The organism is Salinibacterium sp. NK8237, from assembly GCF_015864955.1.
GTDB lineage: Bacteria > Actinomycetota > Actinomycetes > Actinomycetales > Microbacteriaceae > Rhodoglobus.
Genome location: NZ_JADYWE010000002.1, coordinates 82,071 through 104,645, shown reverse-complemented (window position 1 = coordinate 104,645; position 22,575 = coordinate 82,071). Strand labels below are relative to the sequence as shown.

Genomic DNA, 22,575 nt, shown 5'->3' with positions numbered 1-22,575 from the left:
CAGTTCAGCATAGTTACTTCGAGCTGAAGGCTGCGTCAAACGCCGCTGCTGGCGGGTCGAAGGCGAGACGGCGCACGAACTCGAGCGCTTCGGGTGCGCCGATGAGGCGGTCCATTCCGGCGTCTTCCCACTCCACCGAGATAGGGCCTTCGTAACCAATCTGGTTGAGCATACGGAAGCTGCTCTCCCACGGCACGTCTCCGTGTCCGGTGGAGATGAAGTCCCAACCGCGACGGCCATCAGCCCACGCCAAAAGCGAGCCGAGTCGACCATTCTTGCCGTTGTTCATCCGCTTCTTCGTGTCTTTGCAGTCCACGTGGTAGATGCGGTCTTTGAAGTCCCAGAGAAAGCTCACGGGGTCGAGGTCTTGCCACACGAAGTGGCTGGGGTCCCAGTTGAGACCGAACGCTTCGCGGTGGCCAATGGCTTCGAGGGTGCGCACGGTTGTCCAGTAATCGAACGCGATTTCGGAGGGGTGCACTTCGTGAGCGAATCGCACACCGACCTCATCGAAGACGTCGAGGATGGGGTTCCAGCGGTCGGCAAAGTCTTGGTAGCCGGCATCGATCGCTTCTTGGCTCACGGGAGGGAACATCGCGACGTACTTCCAGATGCTCGAGCCGGTGAAGCCAATCACGGTCTTCACGCCGAGTTTCGCAGCGAGGCGTGCCGTGTTCTTCATGGCTTCGGCAGCACGCTGGCGCACACCTTCGGCATCCCCGTCGCCCCAGATGGCTGGCGGCAGGATGTCTTCGTGGCGCTGGTCGATGGGGTCGTCGCAGACGGCCTGTCCCTGCAGGTGGTTGGAGATTGCCCAGACCTTGAGGCCGTGCTTTTCGAGCAGGTCGAGCTTGCCCTGAACGTACGCCGCATCATCCCAGCGGCTCGGGTCAAGGTGGTCACCCCAGCAGGCGATTTCTAGTCCGTCGTAGCCCCACCCTGCGGCAAGCTCAACAACTTCTTCGAAAGGGAGGTCAGCCCACTGGCCGGTAAAGAGGGTAATTGGTCGAGTCATGGTTTTCTCCAGTTCTGCTAGATGGTTGTCCACGCGCTGCGGGCGTTGGAGCTTTCTTCAACGGCGGCGAGCACGCGTTGAACGTGCACTCCGTCATCGAAGGAGGGGGATGCGGGGGTGCCACTGGTCACGGCGTCAACGAAGTCTTTGGCTTGGTGGCTGAACCCGTGTTCGTAGCCGAGCATGTGGCCCGCTGGCCACCAGGCTGCGATGTACGGATGCTCGGGCTCGGTCACCAGAATGGTCGTGAAGCCTTGCGTCTCTGCGGGCGCTGTCGCGTCGAAGAACTGCAATTCGTTGAGCCGTTCGAGGTCGAAGCTGATGGCGCCGAGCGAGCCGGAGATCTCGATGCGCAGGCCGTTCTTTCGACCGGTGGCGAAGCGGGTGGCTTCGAAGGAGCCGAGCACTCCGCTGTCGTAGCGGCCGGTGAAGAGCGCGACGTCGTCGACGGTGACGTCGCCCATTTCGGCTCCGCCGGTGCCGCCGAGCCCGGCCGTGCTTTCCAGCACCGGGCGCTGCTTGATGATCGTTTCCATCGTTCCGGAGACCTCAACAAGGTGGCTTCCGGTGATGTATTCCGAGAGGTCGATGATGTGAGCGCCGATATCACCGAGCGCTCCTGATCCGGCGAGGTCCTTCTGCAGGCGCCAGACGAGCGGAGTTTCAGGATCGGTTAGCCAGTCCTGCAGATAGCAAGCGCGCACCTGATGAATCTCGCCGATCTTGCCCGCGGCCACGAGATCCCGGGCCAGCGTTGTTGCCGGAAGGCGACGGTAGGTGTGCCCCAGCATGGAGATCACACCATTCTTGGCCGCGGCGTTCGCAGCCACCGCCATCAACTCGGCTTCTTCTACCGAGTTAGCGAGCGGCTTTTCGCACAGCACGTGCTTGCCCGCGTTGAGGGCGGCAATCGCGATCTCGGCGTGCGATCCGCCCGGGGTCACGATGTCTACGATGTCGATGTCGTCGCGAGCGATGACCTCGCGCCAGTCGGTGGCCGTCTCTGCCCAGCCCCACTTGGTTGCGGCATCCGCCACTGCTTCGGCATTGCGGCCGACCAGCACCTGCATGTCTGGTTGAGCATCCAGCTCAAAGAATCGGGGGGCAACCCTCCAGCCTTGCGAATGAGCGGCTCCCATGAAGCCGTAACCGATCATCGCGACCTTCAGGTGGCGCTTTTCTGACATCGTGCGTGACCCTTTCACTTCGTTGTGTGGTTCTGTGGTGAGCAATCGCGAGCGAAATACCGACCAGAGTGCCCGCCCAGAGTATCCGGGCGGGCACCCCATTCATGCGGTTTAGGACTCGAACGCGGTCGGAAGGTATTCCTCCACGTTCTCGCTCGTGACTACCGGTGCGTTGAGAACGATGCGCTTGGGCACCTCAACCTCAACGATGTCGCTCAGCGACTTGCCCTGTGCAATCAGGCGAGCCAGACGGATGCCGTCAGCTGCCTGAGTAGACGGGTAAATTACGGTCGCCTGCAGCACGCCTTCGCCCGACTGGATCTCGCGCATCGCGTTGGCTGATCCTGCGCCACCGACCATGAAGAACTCGTCGCGGTCTGCGGCAGCAATTGCAGCGAGGACGCCGATTCCCTGGTCGTCATCGTGGTTCCAGATCGCGTCGATCTGAGGAGCTGCGGAGAGCAACTGCGAGGTCACTGCTTCGCCACCTTGAATGGTGAAGTCGGCAGCAACGCGGTTGGAGACCTCGAGGCCACAGGTCTCAAGTGCGGTCGCGAAACCTTCACTGCGGGCCTGCGTGAGCGGAAGCGAGTCGATGCCGGCGATTTCTGCCACTACGGCGTCGGGGTTGTCTCCGAGCTGCTCACAAATGTAGGTTCCGGCGCTGACGCCCATGCCGTAGTTGTCACCGAGGATGGTGACGCGAGCGGCGAAGGTGCTGGAGAATTCGCGGTCAACGTTGATCACGGGGATTCCGGCTTCCATCGCCTTGATGGCTACCTCGGTCAGTGCTGCACCATCGGTGGGCAGCAGAACGATTGCATCAACACCGTCGTTGATGAAGGTCTCGACCTGGCTGATCTGCAGGTTGGCGTCGTTGGTGCCTTCAGCGACAACGAGGTTGATGTCTTCGTACTTTTCCGCTTCTGAGATAGCGGCTGAGTTGATGGCTCCGAGCCAGCCGTGGTCGGCGGCAGGGCCAGAGAAGCCGATGGTGATGGTGTCACCGGTTGCTTCGTTTTCTTCGCTGCTGGTTCCACCGGTTGTGGTGTTGTTTTCTGCGGTGCCAGCCGTGCAGCCTGCGAGTAGGCCAGCGACGGCGAGCGATGCCCCCGCGGTGATGAGCAGCTTGCGGCTCATGCGAGTTGCCAACATGTACGTCCTCCTAGGTAAGTGAAATGCAGTGGTGTTCGCCAACGGGAGGTGCGTTAGCTAAACCGGATCTCACGGGGAGGAGGTTTGGCTGTGTCCACATTGACGTTTCGAACAACATAACAGAGATACAGGCCGCGTCAACAGGTATTTTCAGCAAGTGGGCCCCCGGAACACGAAGCAGTTCGGTGCAGAAATGCCGCCCAAAGATCACATGTATTAACAGTGTCTTCCTGCGGTTTGGGGGATTCAGTCTATGAAATACCCATTCCCTGCGACGCTAACGTCTGATATGTTGCCACCATGATCAAAGTCGACCATGGGCCCGCATTGCTCGAAGTGCGCGGCGCCACCAAACGGTTCGGGGCGGTGCGCGCCCTCAAAGGTGTAGACATTTCCATTGCACCGGGCGAAGTCCACGTCATCCTGGGCCAAAACGGCGCGGGCAAGTCCACGCTCATCAAAATGCTCGCCGGCGTGCACACTCCCGACGAAGGCACTCTGCGCTGGCACGGTGAGCTCGTTACCATCAGCAACCCGGTCGCTGCCCTCGAACTCGGCATCGCCACGATGTACCAAGAGTTGGATGTCGTCGACGGCCTCACCATCGCCGAGAACATCTACCTCGGCCACGAGATGGCCACCGGAGGGTTCTCCCAGCGCTCCCGCGCCAACAAGAGCGCCACCGAGCTCCTCAACCGGCTCGGTCACGGAAACCTCTCCCCCAGCCGCGAAGTGGGTTCACTCTCCCCCGCGAACAAACAGATCGTGAGCATGGCCCGCGCTCTGTCGCGCAACGCCCAACTCATCGTCATGGATGAGCCATCGGCGGTGCTCGACTCTGAGGAAGTCAAGAACCTGTTCCGGGTAGTGAATGAGCTCACGGCAGCCGGTGTTGCCGTGGTCTACATCTCCCACCGTCTCGAAGAGATCCGCGAGATTGGTGACCGCATCACCGTCATCAAGGATGGCCGCAGCACCGCCAACGGCCTCCCCGTCGCCGATACGTCGACGAGCGAACTCATCCGCCTTATGACCGGTCGCGACATCGACAACGTTTTCCCGCCGCGAGTACCCGTGCCTGCTGACTCCCCTGAAGTACTCACGGTCGAGAACCTCACGCTGAAAGGCGTCTTCGATCGCGTCGACCTGAGCGTGCGCGCGGGAGAAATTCTCGGCATTGCTGGCCTGGTTGGATCGGGTCGCTCTGAGATCCTCGAAACCATCTATGGTGCCCGCAAAGCCAGCACCGGCACCGTGCATGTCAGCGGTTCACAGCTCTCCCCCGGCTCCGTTACCGATGCCGTCGAGCATGGCGTTGGGCTGTCGCCCGAAGAACGCAAGAGCCAAGGCCTACTCCTCGACCAGCCCATCTTCACTAACGTGACTCTCTCCTCGTTTGCCCGCTTTGCCCGCTTCGGGTTCCTCAAGGAGAACGCCGAACGCGCTGCTGCTGTCGAACAAATGGAGGCACTCGAACTGCGCCCCGCCGACCCCGACAATCCCGCAGGCAGTCTCTCTGGCGGCAACCAGCAAAAGATTCTGCTGGCCCGCTGGCTCGTTCACGGAACCTCCGTACTGCTCCTCGACGAACCAACCCGAGGAGTGGATGCCGGAGCCCGCGCCGAAATCTACGCCCTCATTCGTCGCCTGGCCGCCGCCGGCACCGCCATCATCGTCGTCTCGAGCGAGATCGAAGAAGTTCTCGGCCTCGCCGACCGCGTGCTCGTCATTGCCGACGGTCGCGTACTCACCACAACAGAAGCCACCCAGATCGACGAGCACGGAGTGCTCGATCTCGTGATGAAAGGAAGTGCCGCGTGAGCGAGCAGCCCACCGTTCCCTCAGCCGAGCACCCCAACCCGGCCACGGAATCCACCGACATCGTGACCCCGAGCAGCCGCAGTTGGTTCTCGCGTGTCATGTCCAGCAGCGCCGGCCGCAACCTCGGGCTCGTCATCGCCCTTCTCGTGCTGTTCGCGATTGGAGCCCTCACCGCCGGCGAACGGTTCACCAACTTTGAGAACATTCTCACCATCATCCGGTTCGCGTCGATTATCGGCGTGCTCAGCATCGGCATGACGTTCGTGATCATCGGTGGCGGCATCGACCTTTCGGTTGGTTCCGTCATGGGTCTCGCGAGCGTGATTTCGACGCTCTCAGTGATCCAGACCTTCGCCGAGCAGACGTCGTGGATTGTAATGGTGGTCGTCGCCATTCTGGTCGGCACCCTCGCCGGCATCGTCAACGGAATCGTGATCTCCTATGGCAACGTTGTCGCGTTCATGGCCACTCTGGCGATGCTCGTAGCGGCCCGTGGATTCGCAGAGATCTTCTCCAACCGGTCAACTCAAATCGTGAAATCGCAGGAATTCATTGAAGTCTTCCGCGCTGATTTTCTGGGCATCCCCATCCTGATTTGGATCTTCATCGTGGTTGCGGCACTCGGCTGGATCCTGCTCAACCGCACCACGTTCGGTCGCCGCACGATCGCGATTGGCGGCAACCGTGAGGCTGCGCGTCTCGCTGGCCTCAAGGTCAAGCGCCACACCGTCTACCTCTACGCGATTGCCGGCATGACAGCGGGCATCGCTGCCGTCATGATCCTCGGACGCACCACCGCCGGCACCTCAACGCACGGCACGCTGTATGAACTCGACGCTATTGCCGCCGTCGTGGTTGGAGGCACCCTGCTGATTGGTGGCCGCGGCACGATCGTCGGCACCGTCTTCGGCGTGCTGATCTTCGCAACGCTCACGAACGTCTTCACCCAGAACAACCTCAACACCTCGGTGCAAGCCGTCGCCAAGGGCGTCATCATCGTGCTCGCCGTGCTACTGCAGCAACGCTTCGCCGCGCGAAACAAACGCTAGCCGCATCCCCGTTCTTCCCACTCGTCACCACTATTCAAGGAGTAATCATGTCCGTACCTACCCCCACTCGCGACGACAAGTTCTCGTTCGGTCTGTGGACCTTCGGATGGACCGCAGCTGACCCATTCGGTGGGCCGACTCGCGCCCCGGTCGACACCGTCTTCGCCGTCAACAAGCTCTCGGAGCTCGGCGCCTGGGGCATGACGTTCCACGACGACGACCTCTTCCCCTTCGAGGCGACGGATGCCGAACGCCAGCACGAAATCGACCGCCTTCAGAAGGCGATGGCCGACACCGGCATCGTGATTCCCATGGTGACGACTAACCTCTTTAGCCACCCCGTCTTCAAGGATGGCGGCTTCACCTCTAACGACCGTGGCGTTCGCCGCTTCGCGCTGCGCAAGGTCATGCGCAACCTTGACCTCGCCGCCGAGCTTGGAGCAAAAACTTTCGTCATGTGGGGTGGCCGCGAAGGCAGCGAGTACGACTCCGCTAAAGACATCGGTGCCGCTCTCGACCGCTACCGCGAGGCCGTGAACCTGCTCGGCGACTATGTCACCGACAAGGGATACGACATCAAGTTCGCGATCGAGCCCAAGCCGAACGAGCCTCGCGGCGACATCCTGTTGCCGACTCTTGGTCACGCGATGGCCTTCATCGCCACCCTCGAGCGCCCCGAGCTGGTCGGCGTGAACCCCGAGACGGGGCACGAGCAGATGGCTGGCCTCAACTTCACCCACGGTATCGCTCAGGCTCTGCACGCCAACAAGCTGTTCCACATCGACCTCAACGGGCAGCGTGGCATCAAGTACGACCAAGACCTCGTCTTCGGTCACGGTGACCTGCAGAATGCGTTCTCGCTCGTCGACCTTCTCGAAAATGGTGGCCCCGGCGGCATCCCGTCGTACAACGGTCCGCGCCACTTCGACTTCAAGCCGTCGCGCACCGAAGACAGCACCGGCGTCTGGGAATCGGTTCAGGCCAACATGAGCATGTACCTGATGCTCAAAGAGCGCGCTGCGGCTTTCCGCGCCGATCCCGAGGTGCAGCAAGCTCTCGCTGCCGCCAAGGTTGCAGAGCTCAGTGTTCCCACACTCGGCGAAGGTGAGTCGTACGACGAGTTCCTCGCCGACCGCGCCTCGTTCGAAGACTTCAAGCCTGAGCGCTTCTTCGACGGCGAAGGCTTCGGCTTCGTGCGTCTCCAGCAGCTCGCCATGGAACACCTCATGGGTGCCCGCGGCTAGCGTGCTTGGCGTCTGCGGCCAGGGGTCGACTTACCTTTAGCTGCCGGCGCTCGACCTCTGCCCTTGGATGCCTTCGCCTTGCCACCCGGTTTTGCGACGGACTGCGCAGCGGATTTCGCGGACTTCTCTAACTGCCTCTCGGCGTCAAGAAGATACGCTTCGCCTTTCGGCGTGAGTTGGGTCGTGCTCGCGGTGTTATCAAACAACTCATAGCCGAGCTGTGCTTCCAGAGATCTGACGGCCGCAATGAGGCTCGAGCGTGGCACACCACACTCTCGGGCCGCGTGGGCAAAGTGAAGGAGTCGCCCAGCGGCGACGAACTGTCTGAGCAGGGAAGGATCCATTACCTTCAGAGTAGGCGATCACGCTGGCCGCAGCCTCATCGCCTCCGCGCGCTATTGTGCGGGCAGCCCTGTGGAGACGAAGATAATTTCGCCATCGCTGCCATCGAATGGCGTAAAGCCGAGCTTCTGTGCCAGAGCCACTGATGCAGTGTTCGTGGGGTGCACGAGCGCGAAAATGACTCGGGCTTCGAGGCGCGTAAATGCCAGCTCCAGCATCGCGTGGGCAGCCTCAAACGCGTAGCCGTGCCCTTGAGCGTCTGGGTGCAGAATCCAACTAATCTCAGCAGAGCGAGTGACTGTTTCGACAGACCTGAGGTGCAGCGAGACATCACCGATCAGGATGCCATCGTGTTCGACCGCAAGCGCCAGAAAGTCGTCTGCCTGCTTCAGCAACACATGGTGGGTGCGGTTCTTCAGGTGGCGGCGAGATTCTTCACGATTCCGCTCCGGCCACGAGGTGAATGCCCGCACTTGAGGGTCAGATTGGATCTCAAACCAGCGGTCGCTGTCGGCCATCGAAAAGGGCCGCAGCGTGAGACGTTCTGTGTGGATGATCGGGGCTTCCACAGGAGCAGGAAGAGAAGCCCCACGCATCAATCGTGGGCGTGTGATGCCGAACATAGTCATCGACCTCGGTTGGCGTTTCGCGGTCGCGAGACCACGCGTCCGAATGAATTGTGCATTGACGTTTAACCTAACAGGAGCGGTTTCCACGGCATCCAATAAAACGCCGTTGAGATGCCCCGTTTGTGATTAAGTGGAGCAATGACAAACATGAAGAAGACTAGACATTTGCTTGTCGCGTCCAGCATCGCCACATTGCTTCTGGCGTCAAACACGGGCTGCACCGCCGGCGACGTCTCAGATCTGGCCTCGTCTTCTCCAACAGCGCCTTCCCCTGCCACGTCTTCTCCGACACCGTCTTCATCATCCACGTCCGAGGCGATGTCTGCGGTGGAGCCCGGGCAGCCCCATGACGCGGTCGATATGGACAACTGGGTGGCCGACATCACCGCAAGCCTGGGTTCCGAGCCCATCCTCTCGGGAGTGGTCACTCACCTCGGCCCCGACTCAAGTAGCAGCCTTACAACTACTGATTCCCGACTGGATCCCGGATCCTATTCGTATTACTTCGCCTGCCGCGGTGATGGCGATGTGACTTTCACTATCGAGAACGCGGGCGTGGAGCAAGTCATGCTTGAGGGCCCCTGTGCCGATCAGCTCATGGGTGGAGATTTCTCCACCACCGAATTAGGCACAGACTTCGCCATCACGTCACTAGACGCACCTGTGGATGTTGTCGTGCGAGTGTCAGACCAGCTTCCGCGCTAGATCCCAAAAGCACCGCCGCTTCGGGCTCTGCGCAGAGGCCCAGGGTCTGCCCCTTAACTGCAAAACCCCCGGAATTCCGGGGGCCTCGGTGGTAGCTGAGGCGGGATTCGAACCCGCGACCTCACGATTATGAGTCGTGCGCTCTCACCAACTGAGCTACTCAGCCGCATCATCCAATTATTGGATAAGCGAGCCCCCTGTGGGAATCGGACCCACTACCTCTTCCTTACCAAGGAAGTGCTCTACCAATGAGCTAAGGGGGCACACAAAAGCGCGTTTCGCGCGATTGGCACCGTAAGAGACTAGCACCCGTTTAAGGCCTCTAAGTACGTTTTTGGCCCAAAAACGGCCGGAGAATACATTTAGTCAAGAGCATTTGCGGTGAGCCAGGCGTACGGGTCTACGGGAACGCCATCGAGGTGCACTTCGAAGTGCAAATGTGCCCCGTAGGCAATTCCAGTTTCACCAACGAGGCCAATGAAGTCACCGGCTTTAATCTCTTGGCCGACGACCAAAGCGCTGGAGTCGGTGATCATGTGGGCATACAAGCTTTGCACTTGTTGCCCGTTGATGACGTGGCTGATGACGGCGTGATAGCCATACCCCGACCAGTCAGACTGAATGAGGTCTACCGTGCCGTCGGCGATCGCGTAGATGGGGGTTCCGGAGGCAGCTGCGAAGTCTGTTCCCTTGTGGAATCCACTCGCGCGGTATCCGAATCCGTCTGTGATCGGAACCTCGTACGGGAACGGCCACCGCACTGAACCAGTGGTCGCAATGTATTCGTAGTCGGCGCCGGCATACTTCAATGCGAGTACTTCAGCCGACGATACGACTTTGAGGTCATCGTGCGCAGTGACCCCGCTGCTCACATCGTCAGAGACGGCAAGAGACTGGGCGGTGCGGGCAGAACCGACGGCGGCAAGATCTCCCTCAGGAGCGATCGCCGCAATGGCCACCGAATTCTCATTGACGAATGCGTTTGAGGGCACTGAGACGCCCACGAGAATCGCACCGGCAAAGAGCATGGCGACGAGCGACAGGGCTTTGGATGCCGCAGCCTTCGTGCGGCGGCGGGGTGAACCATTGGGCGCAAACGCCGCCGATGAAACCCACACGCGCTTCGACTTCACGGCGGAGCCACGTGGCGCACGTGAGGCAGGAGCGGTTGCAGCCTTCGTCGACTTGGGTGCGCGAGCACTCGTGGCGGCGCTGCCTGACTTCGCACGCTTCCTCTTCGGCTGGCCTTCCGCGAGATGTACGACAGCGCCAGCTGAGGCGGATGGTGCAGCCGTTGCTGTTTCAGGGGTGAGCCCGAAGAAGCCGAGTGGTTCGTCGTCTGCCGTGTGCTGAGTCGCAACATCCGAAGCCAACGAAGCGGTGGATGCGGGCACGGTCGCGATCGGCGCAGTGAAGAGCCGCTCAGAAACCGTCGGCGCTCCGGCTGCTGGCGTGATAGCTCCGACCAGTGATGTCGATACGGTAGTGGGCGCTAGCGGGATCGCCGGCACCGTGTCTGTCTTCGCTTGCTGTGCACGCATTGAGCGCCGACTCGGAAGTGCCTCGTTGACCGCTGGCACTGCGGCAGCGGCAACGGAAGCGGTGGGGGCGACAGCCACGACAGCGGCGGCTTCGACGACGACAGCGGCCACTTCTACAGTTGGCGCTTGCACGACGGCGGGAGCTTGCGCGACTGCTGGTGCCTGTACGACTACTGGCGCTTGCGCGACAACTGGCGACTCTACGACAGCCGGCGCCTGCACGACAGCGGGAGCTTGTGTGGCTGGTGTTTTTGTCGCCGAGGGTGGAGTAAACAAGTCCGCGAGTACGGAATCAGTCGGCGCCTCCACCGGCTGATTCGAAGCGGACTGCTTCACGCTGCGCTGTTTCGCTGCCTTTCTAGGCTTGGAGTTGCTCTTCTGCTTCGACTCGAGCTGAGTGGTGCGTTCGAGTTCGCGTAATTGCTTGCGCGTGAGAGGAGCGTTGCCCGTGGTTCCCGGTTGCTGTGGGATCAGGTGATCGCGGCTCATAGAGCGAGACCGGCGTGACGGGAGGAGAAAGTCGCTGCGGCGCTGGCGCACTTCAGTGACATATTTCTCCTCCACGTTATTCACCTGCTAGGTGTGAATGCGTAATTCGGGTTTTCCCCACGTGCGTACGGGTTGCACGCGGGTAACAGATCGGTAAAGTTTAGCGCGCAAGTGGTCTAGTCGCCACACCTTTTAAAAGTGGTCTAATTCACGCGTCTAGCTGCGTTAATACTGCCTCAAGTTTCTGGGCAACGGCTGGTGCCGCCGCCAAGATGAAGTCCTTTCCTTCAGCCTGAGTCCCCCGGCCTTTCACCGTGGCGCCGGCCTCACGAGCAATGAGCGCACCGGCCGCGTGGTCCCACGGGTTCAGGCTTTCTTCGTAGTACGCGTTCACGCGCCCCGCCGCCACCATGCACAGGTCGAGGGATGCGGTGCCCATTCTGCGAATGTCGCGAACCTGTGGCAGCAGCCCGGCAACTACTCGCCCCTGCTTGACGCGCAATTCCTGCAAATAGGAGAACCCGGTCGCTACCAGCGCCTGCGAGAGGTCTACCGATTCGGCCACTTGGAGTCGTTGCCCGTTGAGGAATGACCCTCCGCCGGCGGTGGCGGCATACGTCTCGCGCGCGCCAAGATTCACAACAGCTCCGGCGAGCGCCCGCCACGTTGAAGGATCGGGGTCACCTTCGACGACGGCAACGCTGATGGCGTAGTGCGGGATGCCGTAGAGGTAGTTCACGGTCCCGTCGATGGGATCGACGACCCAGGTCAGTCCACTCGTGCCGGTGTTTGCTTCGCCCTCTTCGCCCAAGAATCCGTCATGGGGGCGTGCAGCGGCAATCAGGCTGCGGATGAGTTCTTCGCTTTCCCGGTCGGCGTAGGTGACGACATCCACTGACGAAGTTTTGCGATCTGCGACGGTTACGCCTTCGATGCGGCGGCGAGCGGCGAGCTCGGCCGCCTGCGTCGCAACAGAACGAGCAAGGTCTAGGAGTTCGCCGTGAGCCATGCGTTAAGCCTAGGGTGCGGCAGGCGAGGACCTTTCCGATGCCGGTTGGCCGCAGTCCGGCGAGCTCTCCGACACCATCAGGCAGCCGCAGGAGTACCGCCTCGATTACATCAGGGCGTACGAGCTCTCAGCCTGACGCTTTCACAGTGTGCTCGGTCACACCGCGGCGTTGACGGCCGAGTTCACGACCGGCGCTGACGTCGCATGTTCATCGAACCGTGCTCGAAGAGAGCGCGAAAGCGCCAGAGCCTTGTTGGCCTGGGCGTCCCGTTCGGCGGAAGTAGAGCCAAGCGACGGGCCCCTCACCAGTGCGAGATCAGTGGCGAACAGCATCCGCGCCCAATCGGCGGGCGAATGCTCGTGATTAGCGGCGAGTGCGAGCTGAAGCCGCTGAATATCCTCGTGCAACGCGTCGGGGGTCTCGACGCCCCACATCCGCAACAATTCTGGCTGCGCCACCGAGGGCACCAGCATCCGATTGAGGCCGTTCGACACCAGCGTGTGTTCCTCTTCGCTCAGTTGCAGCTGCACCGCGGGAGCGAGACGTTCTTGTTCGGCATGATCTGCCTCTTCGCGCTCAACACGCAGCGATGACATCGTGTCGACGATGACGGCAATAAACAAGTTCAGGGTGATGAACGCGGCGATCAGGATGAACGGCACGAAGAACAGCCACGCCAACGGCATCACTTCCATGATCGGGCGCACGATCCCCATCGACCAGCTTTCGAGGGTCATGATCTGAAAGAGCGAATACGTCGACTTTCCGATACTGCCGAACCACTCCGGGAACTGATCGCCGAACAGTTCCGTCGACATCACCGAAGCTACAAAGAAGACGAGAGACATCAGCAGGGCGATTGCGCCGATGCCCGGAAATGAACGGATGAGGGCTTCAACGACCATCCGCACCTGCGGCATGAACTTGATCACTCGCAAAATACGGAGCACTCGGAGCGCACGAAGAACCGAAAGTGGTCCAGCACTGGGCACAAGGGCAATGCCCACAACAATGAAATCGAAGACAGACCAGCCGTCGGTGAAGAAACGCTTCGGTCCGTAGGCAACAAGCTTGAGAACCAACTCAATGACAAAGACTACGAGAGCAATCGAGTCGAGAGCGTGCAAGACGTCGAAGGCCGCTGTTCCCTGTTCTGCTGCGGTCATCAACGCGATAATGACGGCGTTGATCACGATGACCGCGAGCACGAAATTTTGAACGAGGGCTGAGTCAACAAACTGAGCGAGCCGGCGACGAAACGATGGACTCTCGGGCGGAGTAGATAGATTCACGCGCCCATTATTCACGAAAGGCCCCACACTGTGCGCGCGGGGCCTTTCGGTATCTCGGTGGCGAGTGGGGGATTCGAACCCTCGAATGCGATGCAGTCTGATTTACAGTCAGATCCCTTTGGCCACTTGGGTAACTCGCCGAGACGCCTCCGGCCACATGTATTCATCTGACCGAACGCGCTGAACCAGAATACAAGGAATCTGGGGTTCACGTGACCACTTCCCCAAAACTGGTCGGTGGGAGTTCTCGGCCGACCGCGGGTAGCATGGGCGCATGGCTGATTCTTCGTTTGACATTGTGAGCAAAGTTGACCAAATGGAGGCGGAAAACGCCGTCAACCAGGCGCAAAAAGAGCTTGCTCAGCGCTACGACTTCAAGGGCGTAGGCGCTTCAGTGGAGTGGACCGGCGAAAGCCTCCTCCTCAAGGCGAGCGCTGAAGAGCGCGTGAAGGCGGTTCTCGAGGTGCTCGAGGCTAAGTTCATCAAGCGCGGCATTTCACTGCGCAGCCTCGACGCTGGCGAGCCGTTCCCCAGCGGCAAGGAGTACCGCATCGAGATCAGCCTGAAGAACGGCATCTCGTCTGAGGACGCCAAGAAGATTTCGAAGATCATCCGCGACGAGGCTCCTAAGAGCGTGAAGTCGCAGATTCAGGGCGAGGAACTGCGCGTGCAGTCGAAGAGCCGCGACGACCTTCAGGCCACGATGGCACTGCTGAAGGGCAAAGACATCGAAGTCGCTCTCCAGTTTGTGAACTTCCGCTAAGACTCCCCCAGCATGGATGTCTTCCTGCTGATTTTTGCTGCGACCCTGCTGGTTGCTGTGCTGTTCTCTGCGCTCGCAGGGCGAACGGTGTTGTCGGCGGCTGTGCTGTTTTTGGCTGTCGGCTTTGCGATCGGCTCGGAGACGACGGGCATCCTCGATCTCGATTCGTCGTCGACCGAGGTCTCAACGATTGCCGAGATCGCCCTCTTTGTGGTGCTCTTCACGGATGGCATGAAGATGGGCTGGGCAGACCTGCGCAAGGCGTGGCGCCTTCCCGGTCGCGCTCTCGGGTGGGGTTTGCCCCTCACGCTCGCCATCACTGCGGTGTTGGCGCATTTCATGCTCGGGCTGGATTGGCCTGAAGCGTTACTGATCGGCGCCATCCTGGCTCCCACTGACCCGGTATTCGCGGCCGCCCTTGTCGGAAACAAACAGGTGCCGGAACGGTTGCGTCAGCTGCTGAATGTGGAGTCGGGCGTCAACGACGGTTTGGCGTTGCCTTTCGTAGTGGTGTTCTTAGCTGTCAGTTCTGGTTCAGATGACTTGCACTTAGGCGAGCTGGGCTTGGAGCTTCTCGCGGGCACCGCCATCGGCGTCGCTGTGCCGTGGATCGTTATCAAGGCGCTCCACACCCGCCTCTTTGCCGCTGCCGGCGTCTTTGAGCCGATCGTGCCAATCGCTATTGGGTTGCTCGTGTTCGCGTTGGCGAGCTACACCAACGCCAACCTTTTCTTGGCGGCGTTTGCTGCTGGCGTGATGGTGGCAACCATCGGTCAGAAGGAACGCGAAGCCTTCGAGGAGTTCGGCGAGATCATTTCCGAGTTGCTCAAGCTACTCGCGCTCATGGTGTTCGGCGCCCTGTTGTCGTTCAAATTCTTGGGCGAAATCGCGTGGACGGGTTGGCTCTTCGCCGTGCTCGCGCTCATCGCTGCTCGCCCGATCGCGCTGTACTTCTCGTTCCTCGGCTCCGGCTTGTCGATGCGCGAACAGGTTGCGGCGATGTGGTTCGGGCCCAAGGGATTCGCATCGGTCGTGTACGTGCTTGTCGTGGTCTCGGCCGACATCCCTGCTGGCGACCTAATTTTCCACATCGTGGCGCTCACGATTGCGATGTCGATCGTCGCCCATTCGTCGACGGATGTCGTTGTGGCTCGATCGTTCGTCAAGCCCGATGAGACCCCCGCTTGGCAGGGCCCTCCCCCGCGTTGGTAGCCGCCGTGTCACCGCGACCAGGCAGTCGGCTACTGGCGAGAACTCGGTAGACTTCGCCCATGGACTTGAGCAGTATCGACTTCAGCTTTACAGCGATGCTTGCTGCGTTATTGGTGCTGCTCGACTTCGTGATTCGCGTGCTGTCTCTGATCTATGTTCCGCGCAATCGGCGCCCGCAAACCGCCATGGCCTGGCTGCTGGCGATCTTCTTCATTCCGTATGTCGGGATCCTGTTGTTCTTGATTTTTGGCAGCCGCAAGCTCCCGAAGCGGCGGCGCGATAAGCAGTCCGAGATCAATCAGTTCATCCTCGAATCCACGGAGGGCATGGATCAGGTCAAACAGGATCAACCGTGGCCGCCATGGCTTGCTCCCGTGGTGGAGCTCAATCGCACTCTTGGCGCGATGCCTCTCGTGGGTGGCAACTCCGCAACGCTCTATTCTGATTATCAAGAATCGCTCGATGCGATGACGGCAGCGGTCAACGAGGCCGAGAACTACGTACACGTTGAGTTCTACATTCTGAGTCTGGACCCCACCTCTGCCCCGTTCTTTGACGCGCTGGAAGCTGCCCACAAACGCGGTGTTCGGGTGCGCGTTCTGCTCGATCATCTGGCGTCGCTTCGTGCTCCCGGATACCTCACCACCATCCGTCGCCTCAAAAGAATCGGTTTGCAGTGGGAGGTCATGCTCCCTCTCCAGCCGCTTAAGTGGAAGTTTCAGCGCCCTGATCTGCGCAATCACCGCAAGCTGCTCGTCATCGACAACAAGCTCGCGTTCACGGGTTCGCAGAACATGGTCGATTCCACTTACAACAAGCGCATAAACAGAAAGCGCGGGTTGCATTGGAAGGACCTCATGGTGCGTTTTGAGGGACCGATCGTTGCCGGAATCCACGCACTCTTCATCACCGATTGGTACAGCGAAACGAACGAACTCTTAGTGCGTGAGGCATCGCTGGCACCTCCCATCGCAACAACAGCGAGCCTCGACGCTCAGGTTGTGCCGAGCGGCCCTGGCTTCGAGGGAGAGAACAACCTGCGGCTGTTCAACTCGTTGCTCTATGCCGCTCAAGAGCGTGTAATTATCACGAGCCCGTACTTTGTGCCCGACGATTCGATGCTCTATGCCATCACTACCGCCGCGCAGAGCGGGCTCGATGTGCAGCTCTTCGTCTCGGAGGTGGGCGACCAGGCTTTGGTCTATCACGCGCAGCGCAGCTACTACGAGACCCTGCTTCGTGCCGGGGTAAGAATCTGGCTATACCCGACTCCGACGGTGCTGCACGCCAAGCACTTCACCATCGACGATCAAGTCGCGGTGATTGGCTCGAGCAACATGGACATGCGCTCGTTCAGCCTCAACCTTGAAATCTCGGTGATGGTTCGCGGGCCGGAGTTCATCGCTGAGATGCGCGAGCTCGAGTCCGAGTACCGCGGTGTCAGCCGCGAACTCACTCTTGAGGAGTGGATGGAGCGTCCTCGACGGTCAAAGGTGCTCGACAACCTTGCGCGGCTCACCGCGGCTGTTCAGTAACCAGCCGTCCGCGGAGCACAGCACGCAACCCCCGAGCACAGCACGCAGCTCGAGGCTCGCTGCTAGCTAGCGTCTGTGTTCTTGGATGCCGCAATCATTTCGTCGCGATCGACCAGCTTGATGCGCGCGCGGCCTTCAGGCTCGCCAAGAGCAATCTCGTGGGCGTCGAGTGACTGCCAGCCGGCCAGATTCGTGTAGTCAACGTTGCGGCTCTTCAGCAGGTCGATGACGGACTGCTCGTCGGGATGCTCGGGAGCCCACCAGTTGGCTTGGTCATTCATGACGTGGCTGATGGTTTCCATCGCGTCTGACTTGGTGTGGCCGATGAGACCAACGGGTCCGCGCTTGATCCAGCCGGTCGCGTACACGCCATTGACCTGTTCGTCGTTGTCGTCAATGACTTGACCCTCGCGGTTGGGGATCACGCCTCGGCGGTCATCGAACGGGATGCCGTCAAGCGGCGACCCGAAGTAGCCAACTGCGCGATACAGACTTTGCACCGCAACCTCGCGGAACTCGCCGGTGCCGACCACTCCACCTTCGCCGTCGGGCTTGGTGCGCTCGTACCGGAACCCTTCAACGCGGTCAGTGCCGAGCACTTCAACCGGGCCAGCGTAGAAGTGCAAGTGCAGTCGACGGGATGCCGTGCCCTTTTCTTCGCCGCGCCACTTCGTGAAGATGCGGTCGAGCACCATGATCTGTTTGTTGGATTCGATGGCCGCTTTCGAGGCAGCGTCATAGTCGAAATCTTCGTCATAGACGATGAGGTCGACGTCGTTGAGTTCGCCGAGTTCCCGCAGTTCGAGCGGGGTGAACTTCACCTGCATCGGTCCACGGCGACCGAAGACGTGCACGTCGGTCACGGGGCTCGATTTAAGGCCCTCGTAGACGTTGGCAGGGATCTCGGTCGGCAGCAGGTCATCCGCGTGCTTAGCGAGCATTCTGGCGACGTCGAGAGCGACGTTTCCGTTGCCGATGACGGCGGTCTCTTTCGCGTCGAGGGTCCACTCGCGCGGCACGTCGGGGTGGCCGTCGTACCAGCTGACGAAGTCCGCGGCACCGTGGCTGCCTGGCAGGTCGATTCCGGGGATCGGCAGCGGGGCATCCCGTACAGCACCGGTCGAGAAGATCACGGCGTTGTAGTGCTTCTTGAGGTCGTCGAGCGTGATGTCGCGACCATACGTGACGTTACCGAAGAGACGGATGTTGCCCGTGTCGAGCACATCGCGCAGTGCATTCACGATGCCCTTGATGCGCGGATGATCGGGCGCAACGCCGTAGCGAACAAGACCGTACGGTGCCGGCAGTTGCTCAAAGAGGTCAATCGACACTTCGAACTGTCGCTCTGCCTTCAGCAGGATGTCGGCGGCATAGATTCCGGCGGGGCCTGCACCAACAATGGCGAGTCGCAGTTTGCTCATCAGTTGTCGTTTCCGTTCATCTCGGGGCGCCCGGGGCGCGGGCGAGTATGGAGTAGTTAGTTCGAGCGTTCGACGACGTTGTCGGCGAAACGCGTGAGTGCCTTCTTGACAGGACCATCGGGAAGAGGGGCAAGGGCATCGACAGCTTCGCGGCCCCAACGGCGGGCTTCGTCGAGCGTCTTCTTGGTAACTGGATGCTCGCGGAGCTCGGTAATGGCGGCATCGAGAGCGTCGTCGTCGCCTTCGCCATAGAAGCTGGCGTTGACGTCGCGTTCGATGCGAGTCAGCAGCTCGGCTGCATCACTGTTCGTCACGGCAAGCTCGCGCAAGAACAACAGCGGTAGCGTCGCAACGCCACTGCGCAAATCGGTTCCTGCCTGCTTGCCTGTCTTGCCGGTCTCGGCCGACAGGTCGATCACATCGTCGATGAGCTGGAAAGCGACGCCGACCTTCTCACCAAATTCGCGCACCGGCTTCGTGTATTCCGCGGGGGCATTCGAGAACATGACGCCAACCTCGGCAGCGGTCGCGATGAGCGAGCCCGTCTTGTCGGCCAACACCTGCAAGTAGTGCTCAACAGGGTTTTCGCCCGGCTTCGGGCCGAGAGTCTCGTGAAGTTGGCCGAGGCACAAACGTTCAAAAGTGTTGGCCTGCAACATCAGCGCCTCTTCGCCGAGGCCCGCGACAAGCTTGCTTGCCCGCGCGAACAAGAGATCGCCCGTGAGGATAGCAACCGAGTTGCCCCACACGTTTTGGGCACTCGGAACACCGCGGCGCAACTGCGCTTCATCCATGACGTCGTCGTGGTACAGCGATGCGAGGTGAGTGATCTCTACAGCCTGAGCCGCCGTGACGACGTCAGCGTTATTGCCGTCACCCAACTGAGCCGTGAGCAGCGCCAGCACCGGGCGCACGCGCTTGCCGCCAGCTTCGAGCAAGTAGCGACTCGTGGCATCCGCAATTTCGTCGGCAAAAGCCATGTGGGCCAACAGGCCAGCCTCAACCTGATCAAGACCTTCCTCAATCGCGGCAGCAAAACGACGCTCATCACTCGAGGCAAAGAGCTTCTCGCCCAAGCCCAGTGAGGAGCTCAGGGTGTTGCTGCGGCGAGCAGACGGAACACTCGGGTTCACTATCAACCGGTTTCTTTTGCGAAGCGCTACGGCTTCGGTGTGCTGTCAGAAGAGGTCTTGGGCGGCTTAGGCGACTTGGGCGTCGTGATCGTTCTGATCGGACGAGTGGCATTGCCCTTGCGCTTAGCAACCGAGGCCAGCACTGTTTCATCAACAGGCTTATGGCCACGGTGCATCGCAACGATGCCTGCGGTGAGATTGCGGTACGCGACGCGAGTGAACCCGGCAGCCCGAATCCACTGGCTGAGTTCGCCCTGGTCGGGCCACTCGCGAATCGACTCGGCGAGGTAGGTGTATGCCTCAGGGTTCGAACTTGAACGATCAGCAATGATCGGCATGACGCGGTTCAGGTACGTGAAATAGCCCGCACGAACAATCGCGACGGGAGGCTTCGAGAATTCGGTGATCACGAGTCGGCCACCCGGCTTGAGCACGCGGTACATTTCTGACAGTGCGGCACGGGGATCGTTGATGTTGCGAAGCCCGAAGCTGATCGTGACCGCATCGAACTCGTTGTCACCGAAGGGGAGCTTCTCAGCGTCGCCCTGAATGAACTCGATCTTCTTGTGACGCTTGCGAGCCTGCTCGACCATGCCGGTCGAGAAATCGAGACCAATAACGCGAGCACCATTGCGGTGCAGAGCCGCCGAGCTTGTGCCCGTTCCGGCCGCAATATCGAGGATGCGTTCGCCGGCTTCTGGGGCCACGGCACGCACCGTGGCAGCGCGCCAGAGCACCGCATTTCCGGCAGAAAGGACGTTATTGGTGCGGTCGTAGTGTTTTGCGACACCATCGAACATTCCGGCTACGTCTTCCGGTCGCTTGTTCATGTCAGCCTTACCCACATCACTAGTCTAGGGCGCTCAGAGCGGATGCTCACTTTCCTGCCCGCAACTGACAGGTACTCTGATACTTGGGAGACATTGTTGGGGCAAAAGCCGTCCGGTCACGGGCAGAATCGGAGAAGGTGCCATGGCTAGCACCCATGCCGTCCTGAGCAGTGTTACGCGCCCAACCGCAGCCGTCGATCGGCTACTCGACTGGATCACCCCGCAGCATCCTCTCGGCTTCGTTCGCGACGGCGACGGCCTCGTCGGCATAGGCGAGTTGCTGCGACTCGAGTTCCGTGGCGCTAACCGGTTCGCTGAGGCAGCGGCCGCCTGGAGCGAGCTCTCGCGCACCGCGATCATCCACGACAGCGTGAAGCGAGCCGGCACCGGATTGATCGCCCTCGGCAGCTTTGCGTTCGCCGATTCTTCGAATGCCGTGAGTGTGCTGATCGTTCCCCGCATTGTTGTTGGGAGCCGCGATGGAATCCAGTGGGTCACCACCATCACCGCCGGAGAAACCAGCGGCCTGCCCGTAACCTCCGATGGTCTGCCCTCAGACCCCCACCAGCCCGCCGGCGATCCCGTGCACATTTCCTTCGCCCCCGGCGAGATGAGCACGAAAGCATTCACCAAGACCGTCAAAGCAGCACTGCGCGAAATCTCCCACGGCGCCGCAGCCAAGATCGTCATCGCGCGCGACCAACACGCTGACCTGCCGCAGCACGCCGACCTGCGCATCCCGCTCAGCGCCCTCGCCGCCCGCTACCCCGACACCTTCACCTTCGCCGTCGATGGCCTCATCGGCTCCAGCCCCGAAACTCTCGTGCGAGTGCAGAACGGCGCCGTGAGCGCCCGGGTACTCGCGGGCAGTGCCGCGCGCGGCGCCGACCGCATCTCCGATGGGCGAGCCGCCGGAACCCTCATGAACTCCCCCAAAGATCAGAAAGAACATGCGCTCGCGCTCGCCAGCGTCATGGATGCCCTCACACCGCTCAGCAGCGAACTGCACGCGGCATCCGCACCATTCACTCTGCAGCTGCCCAACCTGTGGCATCTCGCGACCGACATCGAAGGCCAACTCCGCGAGCAATCGAGCGCACTCGATCTCATCGACATCCTGCATCCGACCGCGGCCGTCGCGGGAACCCCGACACCCGACGCCATTCGGATCATCGACGAACTCGAAGGTTTCGATCGCGGTCGCTACGCCGGCCCCGTTGGCTGGGTGGATGCCCACGGCAATGGCGAATGGGCCGTCGCGTTGCGGTGCGCCCAAGTCAGCGGCTCCGGAATCACGGCCTATGCCGGAGCAGGGATCGTTGCGGGCTCCGACGCCAAGAAGGAGCTTGCGGAGACCGAGCTCAAGTTCCGGCCCATTGTCGAGGCCTTCGGCTAACAGACACCCGGCCGGAACTCACAGCCGATGGCTCGCCACCTCGGTGCCGCTGCGCCCTGATGAGCGCTGCAGCTGAGCGGTGGTGCTGGTGCTACGGCGCGATCTCGCGCAGCAACCCTTCAACGCGCTCTCGGATCTCATCGCGCACTCGGCGAACTCCGTCGATATCGAGGTCGGCGGGGTCGGTGAGCTGCCAGTCAAGGTAGCGCTTGCCGGGGTAGATCGGGCAGGCATCGCCGCAGCCCATCGTGATCACAGCATCCGCGGCACGCACGACGTCGTCAGTGAGCGGCTTGGGAAAGTCGTCGGTGAGGGCGATGCCTTCTTCTGCCATCACGTCGACAACGAGAGACAGGATGCTGGCGCCGGGCTCAGACCCGGCGGAGCGCACGTGAACCCGGCCTTTGCCGAGCTCGCGCAGCCACGCGGCCGCCATCTGCGAGCGCCCCGAGTTTTGCACGCACACGAACAGCACTTCGGGCACTGTCTTGGCAATAACGCCCTTCGCCTGAGCAAGCGCAGCGAGGCGTTCATGCGCGAAGCGTGAGGCGAGGCTCGAGAGGTGAGTCGACACTTTTGCGGTGCGCGCCAGGGCGGCATATGACTCGAAAAGAACGCGCTCGATCGTCTCCTCGCTGACGAGGCCGTCGTATTGCAGCGCAAGTCGTTCGGCGCTGCGACGAAGAACGTTATTGGGATCGTTAAGGGGCAGTTGGCCAGCTGAGTGGGTGCGCATGATTCCTCGTTTCGCTCGGACACTCAAAGCATAGATGAATATCTATGTATTTTCGAGCGCGCGCACAAAG

20 protein-coding genes and 3 tRNA genes are annotated in these 22,575 nt (G+C 61.0%); 8 read left to right on the top strand and 15 right to left on the bottom strand.

Features of this window, described 5'->3' with window-relative positions; all coding sequences use genetic code 11:
* Positions 1-13: 13 nt before the first annotated feature.
* The 3 genes from I6E56_RS10870 to I6E56_RS10860 all read right to left on the bottom strand — a co-directional run bounded on the left by I6E56_RS10870 (position 14) and on the right by I6E56_RS10860 (position 3,357).
* Positions 14-1,015, bottom strand: coding sequence for a sugar phosphate isomerase/epimerase (locus I6E56_RS10870; RefSeq protein ID WP_197138497.1), 1,002 nt, complete (start codon positions 1,013-1,015; stop codon positions 14-16).
* A 17-nt stretch (positions 1,016-1,032) separates the two neighbouring features.
* A complete protein-coding gene (locus I6E56_RS10865) occupies positions 1,033-2,202 on the bottom strand; it encodes a Gfo/Idh/MocA family protein (protein ID WP_374061850.1) in 1,170 nt (389 codons plus the stop codon).
* Between the two features lie 111 nt (positions 2,203-2,313).
* Positions 2,314-3,357 carry a substrate-binding domain-containing protein gene (locus I6E56_RS10860; RefSeq protein ID WP_197138495.1) on the bottom strand — a complete coding sequence of 348 codons (1,044 nt, stop codon included), beginning with the start codon at positions 3,355-3,357 and terminating at the stop codon, positions 2,314-2,316.
* Between the two features lie 300 nt (positions 3,358-3,657).
* On the opposite strand from I6E56_RS10860, the gene I6E56_RS10855 reads away from it, so the two are divergent.
* From I6E56_RS10855 to xylA, 3 genes are read left to right on the top strand one after another with little or no spacing between them, the layout of a single operon-like run.
* Positions 3,658-5,178 carry a sugar ABC transporter ATP-binding protein gene (locus I6E56_RS10855; protein WP_197138492.1) on the top strand — a complete coding sequence of 507 codons (1,521 nt, stop codon included), beginning with the start codon at positions 3,658-3,660 and terminating at the stop codon, positions 5,176-5,178.
* Entirely contained in the window at positions 5,175-6,227 is a 1,053-nt protein-coding gene (locus I6E56_RS10850) for an ABC transporter permease (protein WP_307842835.1), read from the top strand. The genes I6E56_RS10855 and I6E56_RS10850 overlap by 4 nt, the downstream gene beginning before the upstream one ends.
* Before the next feature lie 47 nt (positions 6,228-6,274).
* Entirely contained in the window at positions 6,275-7,471 is a 1,197-nt protein-coding gene (gene xylA, locus I6E56_RS10845; RefSeq protein ID WP_197138490.1) for a xylose isomerase, read from the top strand.
* Here the strand turns inward: xylA and I6E56_RS10840 are convergent.
* Positions 7,468-7,815, bottom strand: coding sequence for a LysR family transcriptional regulator (locus tag I6E56_RS10840; RefSeq protein WP_197126183.1), 348 nt, complete (start codon positions 7,813-7,815; stop codon positions 7,468-7,470). The genes xylA and I6E56_RS10840 overlap by 4 nt on opposite strands.
* Before the next feature lie 51 nt (positions 7,816-7,866).
* Entirely contained in the window at positions 7,867-8,436 is a 570-nt protein-coding gene (locus tag I6E56_RS10835; RefSeq protein ID WP_197138488.1) for a GNAT family N-acetyltransferase, read from the bottom strand.
* Between the two features lie 153 nt (positions 8,437-8,589).
* Here I6E56_RS10835 and I6E56_RS10830 point away from each other — a divergent pair, with 153 nt between their 5' ends.
* Positions 8,590-9,147: a hypothetical protein gene (locus tag I6E56_RS10830; protein WP_197138486.1), complete on the top strand. Its 558-nt coding sequence runs from the start codon at positions 8,590-8,592 to the stop codon at positions 9,145-9,147.
* 89 nt (positions 9,148-9,236) lie between these two features.
* On the opposite strand, the gene I6E56_RS10825 is transcribed toward I6E56_RS10830, so the two are convergent.
* The 6 genes from I6E56_RS10825 to I6E56_RS10800 form a co-directional block, all read right to left on the bottom strand.
* Positions 9,237-9,313 (bottom strand) — tRNA-Met (locus tag I6E56_RS10825).
* Between the two features lie 25 nt (positions 9,314-9,338).
* Positions 9,339-9,410, bottom strand: a tRNA-Thr gene (locus I6E56_RS10820).
* A 99-nt stretch (positions 9,411-9,509) separates the two neighbouring features.
* Entirely contained in the window at positions 9,510-11,177 is a 1,668-nt protein-coding gene (locus I6E56_RS10815; RefSeq protein WP_231606599.1) for a M23 family metallopeptidase, read from the bottom strand.
* 208 nt (positions 11,178-11,385) lie between these two features.
* Positions 11,386-12,186 (bottom strand): inositol monophosphatase family protein, encoded by an 801-nt coding sequence (locus tag I6E56_RS10810; protein ID WP_197138484.1) that lies wholly within the window; start codon positions 12,184-12,186, stop codon positions 11,386-11,388.
* A gap of 156 nt (positions 12,187-12,342) precedes the next feature.
* The gene (locus I6E56_RS10805) at positions 12,343-13,479 is read right to left on the bottom strand and encodes an ion transporter (RefSeq protein ID WP_197138482.1); all 1,137 of its coding nucleotides are present in this window, start codon (positions 13,477-13,479) and stop codon (positions 12,343-12,345) included.
* 58 nt (positions 13,480-13,537) lie between these two features.
* Positions 13,538-13,619 (bottom strand) — tRNA-Tyr (locus I6E56_RS10800).
* A 134-nt stretch (positions 13,620-13,753) separates the two neighbouring features.
* On the opposite strand from I6E56_RS10800, the gene I6E56_RS10795 reads away from it, so the two are divergent.
* From I6E56_RS10795 to cls, 3 genes are read left to right on the top strand one after another with little or no spacing between them, the layout of a single operon-like run.
* Positions 13,754-14,242 (top strand): YajQ family cyclic di-GMP-binding protein, encoded by a 489-nt coding sequence (locus I6E56_RS10795; protein ID WP_197138480.1) that lies wholly within the window; start codon positions 13,754-13,756, stop codon positions 14,240-14,242.
* 12 nt (positions 14,243-14,254) lie between these two features.
* The gene (locus I6E56_RS10790; RefSeq protein ID WP_197138478.1) at positions 14,255-15,454 is read left to right on the top strand and encodes a sodium:proton antiporter; all 1,200 of its coding nucleotides are present in this window, start codon (positions 14,255-14,257) and stop codon (positions 15,452-15,454) included.
* A 59-nt stretch (positions 15,455-15,513) separates the two neighbouring features.
* The gene (cls, locus tag I6E56_RS10785; RefSeq protein ID WP_197138470.1) at positions 15,514-16,989 is read left to right on the top strand and encodes a cardiolipin synthase; all 1,476 of its coding nucleotides are present in this window, start codon (positions 15,514-15,516) and stop codon (positions 16,987-16,989) included.
* 62 nt (positions 16,990-17,051) lie between these two features.
* Here cls and I6E56_RS10780 read toward each other — a convergent pair whose 3' ends face one another.
* Genes I6E56_RS10780 through ubiE form a run of 3 tightly spaced genes read right to left on the bottom strand, consistent with a single transcriptional unit; the run spans position 17,052 to position 20,373 of the window.
* A complete protein-coding gene (locus I6E56_RS10780) occupies positions 17,052-18,410 on the bottom strand; it encodes an FAD-dependent oxidoreductase (protein WP_197138468.1) in 1,359 nt (452 codons plus the stop codon).
* A gap of 56 nt (positions 18,411-18,466) precedes the next feature.
* Positions 18,467-19,543 carry a polyprenyl synthetase family protein gene (locus tag I6E56_RS10775; RefSeq protein ID WP_197138466.1) on the bottom strand — a complete coding sequence of 359 codons (1,077 nt, stop codon included), beginning with the start codon at positions 19,541-19,543 and terminating at the stop codon, positions 18,467-18,469.
* Between the two features lie 26 nt (positions 19,544-19,569).
* A complete protein-coding gene (ubiE, locus tag I6E56_RS10770; protein ID WP_197139021.1) occupies positions 19,570-20,373 on the bottom strand; it encodes a bifunctional demethylmenaquinone methyltransferase/2-methoxy-6-polyprenyl-1,4-benzoquinol methylase UbiE in 804 nt (267 codons plus the stop codon).
* Between the two features lie 142 nt (positions 20,374-20,515).
* Between ubiE and I6E56_RS10765 the strand changes: the two genes are divergently transcribed.
* Positions 20,516-21,769 (top strand): isochorismate synthase MenF, encoded by a 1,254-nt coding sequence (locus tag I6E56_RS10765; RefSeq protein WP_197138464.1) that lies wholly within the window; start codon positions 20,516-20,518, stop codon positions 21,767-21,769.
* Positions 21,770-21,860: 91 nt separating this feature from the next.
* On the opposite strand, the gene I6E56_RS10760 is transcribed toward I6E56_RS10765, so the two are convergent.
* Entirely contained in the window at positions 21,861-22,505 is a 645-nt protein-coding gene (locus tag I6E56_RS10760; RefSeq protein ID WP_197138462.1) for an arsenate reductase ArsC, read from the bottom strand.
* Positions 22,506-22,575 lie beyond the last annotated feature (70 nt).